The 14,213-nt window shown below is 71.0% G+C and carries 5 protein-coding genes; 3 read left to right on the plus strand and 2 right to left on the minus strand.

Features of this window, described 5'->3' with window-relative positions; genetic code table 11:
- The first annotated feature begins 34 nt into the window (after positions 1-34).
- The 3 genes from ACGF5O_RS37085 to ACGF5O_RS37095 all read left to right on the plus strand — a co-directional run bounded on the left by ACGF5O_RS37085 (position 35) and on the right by ACGF5O_RS37095 (position 11,425).
- Positions 35-9,634, plus strand: a complete 9,600-nt coding sequence (locus ACGF5O_RS37085; RefSeq protein ID WP_393814310.1) for a LamG-like jellyroll fold domain-containing protein — start codon at positions 35-37, stop codon at positions 9,632-9,634.
- A gap of 23 nt (positions 9,635-9,657) precedes the next feature.
- Positions 9,658-10,725 (plus strand): hypothetical protein, encoded by a 1,068-nt coding sequence (locus tag ACGF5O_RS37090; protein WP_393814311.1) that lies wholly within the window; start codon positions 9,658-9,660, stop codon positions 10,723-10,725.
- 226 nt (positions 10,726-10,951) lie between these two features.
- Complete coding sequence (locus tag ACGF5O_RS37095; RefSeq protein WP_393814312.1) at positions 10,952-11,425, plus strand: hypothetical protein; 474 nt, start codon at positions 10,952-10,954, stop codon at positions 11,423-11,425.
- Between the two features lie 13 nt (positions 11,426-11,438).
- Here the strand turns inward: ACGF5O_RS37095 and ACGF5O_RS37100 are convergent, their stop codons facing one another.
- Together ACGF5O_RS37100 and ACGF5O_RS37105 are read right to left on the minus strand one after the other, a co-directional pair.
- Positions 11,439-13,361 (minus strand): glycoside hydrolase family 5 protein, encoded by a 1,923-nt coding sequence (locus ACGF5O_RS37100; protein ID WP_393814313.1) that lies wholly within the window; start codon positions 13,359-13,361, stop codon positions 11,439-11,441.
- 73 nt (positions 13,362-13,434) lie between these two features.
- Positions 13,435-14,139 (minus strand): alpha/beta fold hydrolase, encoded by a 705-nt coding sequence (locus ACGF5O_RS37105; RefSeq protein WP_393814314.1) that lies wholly within the window; start codon positions 14,137-14,139, stop codon positions 13,435-13,437.
- Between the last annotated feature and the right edge of the window lie 74 nt (positions 14,140-14,213).

Below are 14,213 nucleotides of genomic sequence, written 5' to 3' on the forward strand. Positions count from 1 at the left end.
CTTCTGTCCGGTAGCTGTGCGTGGGGGAAAGTCGGTGGGTGGCGTGCGTCCGCTGGTGCGGTGGCGTGTGTGGGGTGTCGTTCTGGCGCTGGTGGTTTCCTTCTGGGCCCAGGAGGGTGGCGCCGCCTACGCGGCCACCCGGCCCTCCGGCTCCCTGGGCGCCGATCTCGGGCACCTGTGGAAGTGGCTGGCCGGCAAGGACGGTTCGGGGCCGCGATCCAGAACCGGCTCGGCCGCCGACGTCAACGCGGCCAAGAACGTCAAGGGTCACCCGGCCGGACACGCGCCCGGCAAGGGCAGGGGACAGCTCGCGGCCTGGAAGGCGCCGCACACCACCACGGAGAAGGCCCGCTCCGCCGCCGCGGCCACCGGGTTCGACCCGAGGACCAGCAAGCGCGTGGCGGCCAGGTCGGGCGCCCAGTTCGACTACTACCAGAACACCGACGGCTCCTTCACCCGCAAGGTCTCCCAGTCCCGGGTCAACTTCAAGGACTCCGACGGAACCTGGAAGCCGATCGACACCGAGGTCGCACGGGGCGACGACGGCCGCTGGCACGAGCGGGCCAACTCCCTCGGCGTGTCCTTCGCACCCGCCACCGGAACTGATGAATCGATTCGTCAGTCCGCGCTGCGGGGAAGCGGCGGCTCCGTCGTCCCCGCCGCGCTCACCTGGAGGACGGCAGCCTCCGACGACGCGACGGCCTCCGGCGATGCGACTCCGTCCGCCGACCCGACGGCCTCCGACGACCCGACCGCCTCGCCCAGCCCCAGCGTCAGCTCCGGCACCTCGGCCCAGGGCGACCTGGCCACCCTGACCCTCTCCGACAGCGAGTCCGTGTCCTGGTCCCTCGCCGGCGCCGCCGCGGTCACCGGCACCGCCTCCGGCTCCTCCGTCGAGTACGACGGCGTCCTCACCGACACGAACCTCGTGCTCGCGCCGACCGCCGACGGAGTCAAGGAGTCCCTCGTGCTGGCCTCGGCGAACGCGCCGACCAGCTGGGTCTTCCCGATGTCCCTGAAAGGCCTGACGCTGACCACCGCCGCCGACGGCACCGTGGAGCTCGTGGACGGCAGCGGCACGGTCGCCGCGAGCCTGCCCCAGCCGTTCGCCCGGGACTCCCACGTCGACCCCGCCACCGGCGAGTCCCACGACAACTGGGACATGACCTACAGCGTCACCGACGTCGACGGCACCCCGGCCGTGAGGATGTCCCTCGACCCGTCCTGGCTGTCCGGCTCCGACATCGCCTTCCCGGTGACCGTCGACCCGACCATGACGGTGTCGACGGCAGGCCAGACGCTCACGACCTACGTCTACTACCCGAACACCGCCGACTACTCGTCGGACACGACCCTGCGCGTCGGCACCCCCGACGGCGGCGCCTACATCGGCCAGGCGTTCATGAAGTTCCTCGGCCTGCCGGACACCGACGGCTACCACATCAGCGCCGCCGCCCTGCACCTGTTCGACGTGTGGGCCTACACGTGCGGTTCGTCCACCTCGTACAACGTCATGCCGATCACCGAGCAGTGGTGGGTGACCGGACAGAAGTCCTGGTCGGACCGGCCGGCGACGGCCGCCTCCATCGGCACCTGGTCGGGCACGGTGTCCGACACGGTCTGCGGGAACACCTCCGTCTCCACCGGCACCGGCCAGTGGCAGACCACCGACCTGGACACCGACTACTTCCAGGAGGTCGCCCTCGGCGAGACCAGCAACTACGGCCTGTCCGTGTTCTCCTCCGGAACCAGCTCCTACCAGTGGAAGAAGTTCGACTCCTCCCAGGTCGACTCGCACGCCCCCTACATCACGCTGACCTACAGCAAGAACTCGGCGCCGGACATCGAACGCACCAACCCGGCGGCCAACTTCGTCTCCCCGTCGCTGCGCCCGCAGCTCCAGGCCAAGGCCGTCGACCCGGACACCTTCCCCAACTCCTCCCTCAAGTACGACTTCGCCGTCTACACCTCGGCGGGCAAGCAGATCGACACCTCCGGCTGGCAGGCCTCCACCAAGTGGACGGTCCCCTCCGGCGATCTGGACTGGTCGTCGTCGTACTACTGGACGGTCTCCGCCAACGACGGCTGGTCCACGACCACGAGCGGCAGCAGAGCCCTGTCCACCCTGGTGGCCCAACCCCTGGTCGCGGCACGGCTCGCACAGAACGGCGGGCACGGCTACGACGAGGAGGCCGGAAACTACACCACCGCAGCCACCGACGCCTCCGTCACCACCGTCGGCCCGGCCCTGGAGGTGACCCGCTCCTACAACTCCCTGGACACCAGCACCGCCGGGGCGTTCGGCGCGGGCTGGTCGGCGCTCGCCGACATGCGGGCCGTCATGGACGACGACGGCTCCAAGAGCGTGGTGGTCACCGACGACGGCGGCAAACAGCAGCGCTGGGGCTACTCGGCCTCCGGCTACACCCCGCCCACCGGCACCTACGGCACGTTCAAGGCGCTGTCCGCCGGCTACTCGCTGACCGAGACCTCCGGGACGACCTACACCTTCGGCACCGGCGGCGGCACGAACATCTGGCTGCTCTCGCAGATCAAGACGCACGCCGGGCTCACCGAGTCGTTCACCTACGACACCTCGCACCGGCTCAGCACCATCAAGAACGACGTCTCCGGACGCACCCTCTACTTCACCTGGTCCAAGCCGTCCGGCGCCGCCCACTACCATGTACAGACGGTCACCACCGACGCGGCGACCAGCGGGGACACCAGCACCGCCGCCCTGTGGAGCTACGGCTACACCGGCGACCAGCTCACCTCCGTCTGCCCGCCGTCCAGCAGCAGCGCCGCCACCGCCTCGACCGCCTGCTACGCGTACAGCTACGAGTCCGGCTCCAACTACCCGGCCGCCGCCCTGGACGCGAACCCGAGCGGCTACTGGCGCCTGGACGACGCGTCCGGTGCCACCACGGCCGCCTCCTCGGTCCTGGCCAACGAGCAGACGGACGCGGGCACCTACCAGAGCGCCACCCTGGGCAGCACCGCGGGCCCGCTCACCGGCGCCTCCGCCACCGCAGCGACCTTCGCGGGCACCGGTTACGTCAAGGTCCCGGCCGGACTGCTGCACGCCAGCACCACCCGCGCCGTGTCGCTGTGGTTCAAGACGTCCAAGAAGGGCGTCCTGATCGGCGACCAGTCCAGGTCGGTCACCGGCGCCACCGCCGCCTCCGGCACCTGGACCCCGGTGCTCTACGTGGGCTCCGACGGCAAGCTGCGCGGCCACTGGTGGAGCGTGAGCGGCTCAGGCAGCACCGACTTCGGCTCCACCAGTACGGTCACGGACAACGCCTGGCACCACGCCGTGCTCAGCTCCGACGGCTCCACCCAGACCCTCTACCTGGACGGAGCCAAGCAGGACACCTTCTCCGGCACCCCGGACGACCAGTCGAACGTCGACACCTACATCGGTGCCGGGTTCGCCGACTCCTGGATCGACTCCCCGGGCGCCGTCAGCTACTTCACCGGTTCCCTCGCCGACGTCTCCTTCTACAGCCACCCCGTCACCGCCTCCCAGGCCGGCGACCTGTACGCCGCGGGCACGGCGAGCGCGGCCCTGCTGACCACGGCGGTGAGCCCGGCCGGGCGCACCACCGCCGCCGTCGCCTACGACACCGCCGCCGAGCGGCTGCTGTCCGTCACCGACGAGCACGGCGGCACCTGGAAGCTGGGCCCGCCCACGGTCGCCGGCTCCAGCGCGGTCTTCCGCGGCTCGGTCCTGGGCGCCGGCCCGGCCGGGTACTGGCAGCTCGGCGACGACAGCGACGACGGCTCGGCGGCCTACGCGGACGACGAGGTCGACGGCGGCGACGGCACGTTCAACAACGTGACCCTCGGGGTGAGCGGCCCGTTCAGCGCCAAGGACAGCACCGCGAACACCGCCGCCTCCTTCGACGGCACCGACTCCTACGTCTCCGTCCCGGCAGACCTGCTGCACACCGACACCAAGCGCAGCGTCGGCATCTGGTTCAAGACCTCCACCGCCGGCGTGCTCATCGGCGACCAGTCGACCGCCGTCGACGGGGCCACCGCGGCCTCCGGCACCTGGACCCCCGTGCTCTACGTCGGCTCCGACGGCAAGCTGCACGGCCACTGGTGGAGCGTCAGCGGCTCGGGCAGCGCCGACTTCGGCTCCACCGGCTCAGTCACCGACAACGCCTGGCACTACGCGGTGCTCAGCTGCGACGTCGACAGCCAGGCGCTGTTCCTGGACGGCACCAAACAGGACACCTTCTCCGGCACCCCCGCCGACCAGTCCAACACCCTCACCTACATCGGCGCCGGCTTCGCCAAGAGCTGGCTCGACTCGCCCGGCGACGTCAGCTACTTCAAGGGCTCCATCGCCGAAGTCGCCTTCTACGGCCACAACCTGACCTCCGCCCAGGTCGCCACCCAGTGGAACGCCTACAAGCAGGCGGGCGGCACCATCGCCACCGCCTCCGTGGACGTCACCGACCCCGGGAACAACACCCTCACCAGCACCTACGACCTGTCCGACGGCGGTCGGATCCTCACCGACACCGACGGCACCGGAGCCACCACGTCCTACGGCTACGACACCTCTGGCTTCGTCCACACCACGACCGACGGCAACGGGGACGTGACCACCACCGGCCACAACTCCCGCGGTGACGTGGTCTCGAAGACCACCTGCCAGGACCAGGCGGCGGCCAAGTGCTCGACGGCGTACTACACGTACTACCTCAACGCCGACTCGGACACCGACCCGCGCAACGACCAGCTGCTGACCTCCGCCGACGGCCGCTCTTCCAGCTCGACGGACACCACCTACCAGACCGTCGACTCCTATGACACCAACGGCAACCTCCTCACCACGACAACCCCGGCGGTCACCGGCCACAGCGCGGGCCTGACGACGAAGAAGACGTACACGACGTCCACCACGGCCGGTTACGTCTCCGGCACGGTCGCCCCGGCGGGCCTGCTCGCCTCGGCCACCACCCCGGGCGGCGCCACCACCGCGTACGTCTACTACGCGAACGGCGACCTCGCCCAGCAGACCTCACCCCTCGGCCTGGTCACCCGGTACACGTACGACTCCGTCGGCCGCGTCCTCACCAAGACCGAGATCTCCGACACCTATCCGGCGGGCCTGGTCACCCACTACACCTACGACCCGCTGGGCCGGGTCCTCACCGAACTCGACCCGGCCACCCCCGACGCCGTGAACCAGGCGGTCGTCCACACCGCCCAGACCACCCGCACCTACGACGCCGACGGCAACGTCCTCGGCAGCACGGTCTCCGACACCACCGGCGGTGACACCGCCCGCGCCACCAGCACCGTCTACAACGACTTCGGCGAACCGAAGACGGTCACCGACCCCGAACAGCACAGCACCGCCTACACGTACGACGCCTACGGCAACAGGCAGACCGAGACCGACCCCGACGGCCAGTCCTACGCCTTCACCTACGACGCCGACGGCAACCAGCTCACCAGGACCCTCACCGACTACACCGGCTCCTCGGCGACCCCCGGCACGGCCACCGCCGAGCTGCTGGAACAGCGGACGTACGACCCGGCCGGCCGGCTGCACACACTCACCGACGGCATCGGCGTCACCACCACCTACGCGTACTACGACAACGGCCTGACCAAGCAGTCGACGCGCACCGGCTCCGCCGGCACCACCTTCGTCGACGAGCAGGACTCCTACGACGACGCGGGCAACCTCACCGGCAGGACCACCGCCAACGGCACGCTGACCACGACGTACACCGTCGACGCCGCCGACCGCACCACCGTGACCACCGTCGACCCGAGCGCCCTGGACCAGGCCACCGCCTACACCTTCGACGCCGACTCGCACGTCCTGACGTCCACGGAGACCGACGCGGCCGGCGACCCCGTGCAGAAGTGGACGTACACCTACGACCCCGCCGGCGACGTGCTCTCCTCCGCGCAGTACGTCTCCAGCTCGCTCACCCTCACCACCGGCGCCACCTACGACGAGCGCGGCCTGAAGGTCACCTCCACCGACGCCGAACAGCAGGTCACCCACTACACCAACGACCAGGCCGGCCGCCCGACCTCGACCACGGGCCCGGCGGTCACCGTCACCACGCCCGGCACCGGCGCCACCTCCACCGTGTACCCGATCACCCTCGACGGCTACGACACCTTCGGCGACCGCACCGAGTCCGAGGACGCCGACCAGCACATCACCGCCACCGCCTACGACCGCGACGGCCGAAAGACCGGCACCACCCTCCCGTCGTACAACGGCACCTCCGCCACCACCGCCTGGACCTACGACGCGGCCGGAGACACCCTCAGCGAGACCGACGCCAAGGGCGAGACGGACTACGCCTACGACCAGCTCGGCGACCTGGTCCAGCAGACCGACCCGGCCATCTCCGTCGACGGCACCGACACCCGCGGCACCTTCTCCTACTCCTACGACCTGGCCGGCGACCGGCTGACCGAGACCTCGCCCTACGGCTCGGTCACCCACCACGGCTACGACGACCTCGGGCGGGCCGGCAGCGACTGGGCGTACGTCTACACCTCGACCACCGCCCAGACGAAGCAGGAGACCGACACCGCCTACAACACGGCCGGCCAGGTCTCGCAGACCGCCTCCGTCAGCGGGGTCACCGCGAAGTACAGCTACGACGCGCTGGGCCGCACCCGCACCGCCGCCGACACGACCGGCGACACCACGACATACAGCTACGACCTGCGCGACGACGTCATCAAGACCGTCCTGCCGGACCAGACCGCCACCACGGCGACCTACGACGCGGCCGGCCGTGAGACGGCCACCGCGAACCTGGACACCGACGGCACGGTGCTGTCGTCCACGTCGGCGGCCTACACCGACGACGGCCGGCTGAAGACGGCCACGGACGCCCGCCACCACACCACCGGCTACCAGTACGACGCGGCCGGCGACGTGACCCGGCAGACCGAGCCGGTCAGCGACACCGTGAACCTCACCACCGAGTTCGGCTACGACGCGACCGGACGCCAGACCGCCTACACCGACGGCAACGGCGACACCACGTACTACACGTACAACGCCCTGGGCCTGCCGGCGACCAAGGAAGTCCCGGCGGTCACCGGTTACACCGGCGAGGCCGACCGGACCACCGACTACACCTACGACGAACGCGGTCGCCTCGTCACCCAGACCGACCCGGGCGGCGTCACCCTCACCGACACCTACGACGCCCTGGACGACCTCACCGGGCAGAGCGCCACCGGAGCCGACGCGACCACCGCGAGCCGCAGCTTCCGCTACTCCCTCAACGGCCACCTGGTGGCCAGCGCGGTCGGCGGCACCTGGGAGGCCTACGACACCAACGCACTCGGCGACGTCCTCACCGCGACCGGCCCGGCAGGCGACTCGTCCCTCACCTACAACGCCGACGAAGCCCCGCTCACCCGCACCGACGCCGCCGGCACCAGCACCTACACCTACGACACCGACGGCCGCCTCGGCACCGACACGGACGCGGCGACCGGCACCACCCTCACCTACCAGTACAACGCCCTCTCCCAGCCGAAGACGGTCACCTACGGCAGCTCGGGCGACGTCCGCAGCCTCGGCTACGACGCGCGGCACCGAGAGAAGACCGACACCCTGGCCACCCCCGCCGGCACCACCGTCACCTCGATCGCCTACGCCTGGGACGACAACGGCAACCTCACCGGCAAGACGACGACCGGGGTCCGCGGCGCCGCCACCAACACCTACGCCTACGACTACGCCAACCGCCTCACCTCCTGGACCTCCGGCTCCACCACCACCGGCTACACCTACGACGGCGACGGCAACCGCCTCACCGCGGGCGCCACGACCTACACCTACAACGCCCGCGACCAGCTGACCTCCGACGGCACCCACACCTACGGCTACACCGCGCGCGGCACCCTGGCGGCCAAGGACTCCACGGCTTACACGTTCGACGCCTACGGCCAGCAGATCACCGCCGGTGCCACGTCCTACACGTACGACGCCCTCGGCCGCGCCCTCACCGCGGGCTCCGCGACCCTCACCTACTCCGGCACCGACAACCTGGTGGCCTCCGACGGCACCACCACCTACAGCCGCGACGCCTCCGGCGCCCTCACCGGCGAGTCGTCCCCTGCGGCCGGCGCCACCCTCGCCCTGAACGACCTGCACGGCGACCTGATCGGCCAGTTCAGCGCGACCGGCACCACGCTCACCGGCTCCGCCAGCTACGACCCCTGGGGCACCGTCACCTCCGGCAACCTCACCGGCGACCTCGGCTACCAGGGCGAGTTCACCGACCCCACGACCGGCGCCGTGAACATGCACGCCCGCTGGTACACCCCGGACAGCGGCTCCTTCGACTCCGCCGACACGGTCGACAACCCGGCGGTGGGCGAGAGCACGAACGCCAACCCGTACGCGTACGGCGGCGACGCCCCGCTCACCCACACCGACCCGAGCGGCCACTGCCTCGAAGACCTGTGCATCGGCGAGGGCATCGCCCTCTACGAAGGCGCCGAACTTCTCGGCGAGGGCATCGAGGAGGGCTACGAGGCGTACGAGGGCTGGGAGGCGAGCGAGGCCGCCGACGAGGCCGCGGAGGCCTCCGAGGGCGACTACTCCTACGAGGACGACGACGAGGACATCGCCAACGCCAAGCGCGAGGAGGCCCGTGCCGAGGAGGAGCGCTACGAGGACGAGGAGGAGGGCGGCTCGCGCTCCTCGCGCGGCGGCCGGTCCTCGTACCGCTCGTCGTACCGTTCCGCCACCCGCTACGCCTACCGGGGCCCGACGGCCGCGGAACGCGCCGCCGAGGCCGCCCGCGCGGCCCGTATCGCCGCCGCCCGCCGGGCCGCGATCCGCGCGGCGATCCGCGCCCACGCGGTGAAGCTGACCCACTCGATCGGCACGGCGACGCTGAGCGTCACGCACAGCGCGCACCTCAAGCACGTGGACCCGCTGACGAAGCTGAAGATCTCCGCCTCCTTGGCGCTCATCAGGCTCGGTTCGTCGGACAGCTTCTACTTTTCCGGGGGCACGTCGGATGAGGAGTCGGACGGGTGTGGTGGCGACGGCTGGGTCAGGTACGGCGACCGGGACAAGGCCAACGGGAAGCGGGCCACAGGCGTGGACGCCTGCCTCACTGAGGACGGCCTGGAGGGAGGCACCGAGGCCAAATCCAGAGGGCTTCCCGGATACCAGTGGGCGAAGCAGTACGCCACGGAACTCGGTGTCGACGACACCAGGTACTCGGTGAACGCATGCCACCTTCTGGCTGCCCAACTCGGCGGCAAGGGGCGACTCGACAACGAGGCGACCTGCGGCCGGTCCACGAATGCCAACTCCATGGACGCCACAGACCCCGGCCGCACCGGGAGCATGTTCAAATTCGAGACCGAAACAGAGAAGAGGGTGCGGAGCGGTGATGACGTCCATTACCACGTGCAACCGGTCTACGAAGGGAACCGCACGGTGCCCTACGCCTTCGTCATGGTCGCCGCGGGTGCCGCGGGGGATCTCCGCACCGATGTCGTCCCCAACGTCATCTTCAGTCAGGAGCGGAATGACTGGGTGAACATCGGTCTCACGTCCTGCTCCACTTGCACGCATCCCTTGCCGACACCCGGAGTCCGGTGATGGCGCCGAGAAAGGAAGACGACATGCATCCGTCCGTTCGGCGGCTCGCACAGGTCCTGACGCCCCCCACGACGGGCTTCGGGTCCCTGGCCTGGGACACCGTCGAGGCCTCATGGGGAACGGCGTTTCCGAGCGACTACCGCGATTTCATCGAGGTCTACGGACCCGGCGGCATCGACGACGTCATCTCCGTCGCCACCCCCGAGAGCCGGACCGGGGAACCGGGCGTGCTCACCGTCCGCAAGATGACTCCCGCACGCGCACGCACCTGCCGGACCTTTAACGGGGAACGGCAGTTCTCCGCCTGGCCGGCCCCTGGGGCACTGCTGGGGTGGGGTGTCACCCCGATCGGCTTCGATCTGTTCTGGCGGGTCACGGGTGCCGATCCGGACGACTGGCCGGTGGTCGTCTCTGCCCAGCGGGACAGCAAAGCGTTTGAATTCCCTTTCGGAATGGCTGAGTTCTTGGTCCGCATGCTGGGCGACACACGGGACCGGCCGCTCGGACTGAGGGGAATCCTCGGCCACCCGCATTCACGTTTCGTACGAGCCCAGGAGGAGCACGCCCTGCTGAGCAGCGGGCAGAACCCGTGGGAGTACCTGGACGAATACTGGGAGGAGCGCGAGCGCGCACGCGACGAGCAGGGCCCGGTCACCTGGATTGCCGGGCCCGGGCGGGCTCCCGGTGACTTCCCTCCGGTTCCCCGGATGGTGCTTGAAGGGTTCGGGGTGGACGGCGACCTGCTGCGGATCTCGGCGACTCTGGACGTGGAGCCTGGCGGCTCCCTCCTGGCACGGGTGTCCATCGGGTCCCCTGACGGCGTGGTCGTGGAGCAAAGGGCCGTGGCTGTCGCCGTCGAACGGGTGAACGGCCTGCTGGTGCTCGACATCCGGCTGCCGGAGGCGATGAACGAGAGCGGTACGACCTGGCGGGAGATGGTGGACGCCATGAGCCGGGAGGAGGACTGGAACCTGGACGTATGGCTTCAGGATCCGGCGTTCGGCGCAGCTCGCGCCCGGCACGGCATCGTCGTCGGGCCCGGTATGCGGGAGAGCTCGGTCAACGAGGTCGTGGCGATGTGGCCCGAGTAGGAGGACCCCCGCACCCCACGGTGAGCGGTCTGACCGAGTTGCTCCCGCCGCCCGCGCGTGGACGACCCCGGTGGCCGACCCGTGGCGGTCGTCGGTCGTCGTGCGGGGACCAGGCGATCGGGACCGTATGTGCGCGCCGCGGCGTCGTCGTCCGCGTCGCCATGAATGAGAGCGGAGTAAGCAGAGCGTGGGGAGAATGGCTGTGACAGGGAGCAGGAGACGTGCCGTGACGGGCGTTGCGGTGGCGGGAGTTGCCGGCCTCGTGGCCGCCGGGTGGCTGCTGTTCGCCCGAGGGGGCACCACCCCCGCCGCCCCGGCCCCCGTGTCGCACGTGGACACCGCCGCCCGGGCCTGCCTGCTCACCTCCACGGACGCGGACCGGACGGGCACGTGGGCGGCGCTCGGGCAGGTGGCCCGTGCCGGCGGCGGGCACCTGATCGTGCAGAGCTATCGCATGCCGGCCGGGGTGAAGCCCGCCGCCTACGTCGACTCACTGGTCGAGCTGGGCTGTTCCACCGTCGTCAGCACGGACGACGCGGCCCGCTCGGCGGTGGCCGCGCGCCTCGCCGAACGGCCCCTGCCCAAGGTGCGGTTCGTGGTGGTCGGCGACCGCCCGCTGACCGGCGCCACCCACCTGCGCCCGGACGCGGTGAGCGTCCGGGCCCTGTCCGAGGTGGTGACCGGAGCGACGGCCCGGTGACCGACGGATCCGCTCAGGAGGGCAGCGGGGCACACAGCACGGCGGCGGGCCCCTGAGCGCTGCCCACGCGGGTGGTGAAGGCGACGCCCGCGACGAACTCGTTCGCGGCGCACTGGCCCTTGTAGGCGCCGTACGCGAAGTCGTCGCCCGCCCCGTCGGCGGGCCGGTTGTCGGACCGGTCGAACCACACCGTCCGGCCGCTCACGCCCAACGCGGCTTTCGCGGGTGCGCACAGCACCGCCGACACCCGCTCGCCGCGACGGCTGTAGCCGATGACGAACTGGCCTGCCGGGCACTGGAACTTGGTGTACCCGGACGCCCAGTCGCCGCCCGCCGGGACGTACCGTTCGTCCGTGACCACCGTCTGGGCGCCGCCCGTGGCACGCAGGTCACCGGCGGTCGCGTCGGTGCACAGACCGCGCCCGCCGGAGTGCGCGAGGCCGATCAGCCGCAGCCCGTCCGGGCAGACCGCCTTGTAGGCGCCCGGGTCCCAGTCGCCGTTCGTCCGCACGCGCAGGGACTCGACCTGGTCGCCGTGGTCCGTGGACAGCATGCGCCAGGTCGTCCCCGGCGCCACGTACCCGGTGCGGCCGGCGGTGTTCATCAGGTGGTTCCACGCCGTGGCCCGCCAGTCGCCTCCGTCGAGGATGCCGGAGCGGTGCCCGGAGGTGTCGTAGCTCAGCAGCGCCCAGTCGTCGTGGCCCGCCCAGCCGACCAGCGGCCAGTAGGCGAAGTCGGCGTCGTGGTCGGCGAAGTAGTCGGTGATGTTGCCGAACCAGGTGCGGGCGGCCGTGCCCGTCTCGTTCGCGCCGATGCCGAACTCGCTGATCCACACCGGTGCGGTGTAGTGCCTGCCCTCGGTGGTGACGAAGAACGCCTCGTCGGCGAGGGCCTGGTAGAGGTCGTCGCGCGACAGGTCCTGGTAGCGGGGGTCGCTGGTCTCGCCGATGCCGGTGGCGCCGCTGTGGTGGGGGCCGGTGTAGCCGTAGAAGTGGGCCGAGTAGACCAGCTTGTGGGCGTCGACGAGGGTGTTGGAGAGGGTGCGGACGGGAGTGAGCATCGGGCGGCCGTGCGGGAACCCGTCGACCGGCAGGCCGGTCCAGTTGATGCCCTCGATGACGATGAGGAGGTTCGGGTTCGCCTCGGTGAGGATGCGGTCGCCGGCGAGTTGGGCCGCCGCGTACCAGTCGTGGTCGTCGCCCAGGCCCCAGTTGGGGTCGTCGAGCACGTTCCGGCGCACCTCGTTGTAGAGATCGGCGCCCACGACGCGGGGGTTCGCGGCGTAGCGGCGGGCCATGAAGACCCAGTCGTCGGCCCACTGCTGGGTCGACTGGCCGGTGTTCCAGCGCTCGTTGCCGTCGACGCCGCAGCACCAACGGGAGGTGTTGGTGTGGTTGTTGAGGATGACGGCGAGGCCCGCGCCGGTGAGGGCGGTGACGACGGCGTCGTAGACCGCCAGCGGGGTGCTGCCGCGCAGCTGCGGGTTGGCGGCGACCGCGGCGTCCGGCACCGGGGTCGTCGTGTGGATCATCTCGTTGGAGAACGGCAGCCGGATGCTGTTGATGCCGAGTGTCTGGAAGTCCGAGACGAGCTGGGACAGTGGTGCGCGGTCCAGGCCGAGGGGGATGCCGTAGGAGTCCTGGCCGGCGTGGTGGTTGGCGGGATCGTCGATGCTGCCGCTGCCGGTCCAGGAGCCCTGCGCGCCGTCCCAGTTGGCGGACTTGAGACGGAAGCGGTTGCCGTCGGCGTCGACGATGTAGCGGCCCCGGGTGGACAGCGGGGGCTGCCAGGTGCCGGTGGCCGACGCGGCCGGTGCCTGCGCGGCGGGCGGGGCGGACTGCGGACCGGCGCTGGCCGGGGCGGTGCCGAACAGGGTGAGAACCAGGAATGTAACTGTCAGGTACGTGACAATCCGGAACGATCGTGCGATCGGCATCGGCAGTCCTCCGGGTGGATGTCCCGTGCGGGTGGATGGCCCATGGGGGCGAGGCACCCTACCAGGGCGCGGATCAGCGCAGAAGCGGCTCGTCCGACGCACAGGCCTCGGCCGTCCATCCTTCGAGGTCGCGTTCGGGGCGCAGCAACCGCCTGATGGCGGCCGCGGAGGCGCGGTGCCAGTCACGGCTGCGGCGGAGCATCGCGTGCTCCCCGCCCCTGAGCAGCACCATCCCCGCCTGTGCACCGGCGCCGCGGGCCCGCCGCACGTACGCGGCCGAGTCGGCGGGAGCGGTGGTCCGGTCATGGTCCCCGTGCAGGACGAGGACCCGCGTCCCGGTGAGATCGTCCACGGGGTCGCCGGGCGGGCACCAGGGAGCCAGGGCGAGCACCCCGCGCACCGAGGGGTCGGCCGCCGCGCGCAGCGCCGCCCGGCCGCCCATCGAGTGGCCGACCAGCACCACGGAGACGTCACCGGCCAGGCCGCGCAGCTCGTCGAGGGCGCGCAGGGTGTCCTGGAGCGGGTCGGCGTCGTCGTTCCAGCCCTGGTAGCGGTAGCGAACCTGGCCGATCAGCACGTCGCGGGGCGAGGAGACCGAGGCGGCGGCGCTGAGGAACGGGCGCATGCGCAGTGCGGCCGGCTGCCAGGTGTGCGCCGGACGGTGTCCGTGCTCCTGCCCGCCGTGCAGCACGAGCACCGCGGCGCGGGTCCGCTCCCGTGGCCTGCGACGCACCACCAGCGCGCTCCCGCCCGCCTCGACGACCCGTCCGTCGGTCACCCCGTCCCCCTGCTTCCTCCGGCCCGCGGCATGCTCCCGCCATCAAACACTCCCGGAGGAATCCCCTGCCACCG

Origin of the sequence: Streptomyces sp. NPDC048291 (genome assembly GCF_043201715.1) — a bacterium.
Taxonomy (GTDB): Bacteria; Actinomycetota; Actinomycetes; order Streptomycetales; family Streptomycetaceae; genus Streptomyces.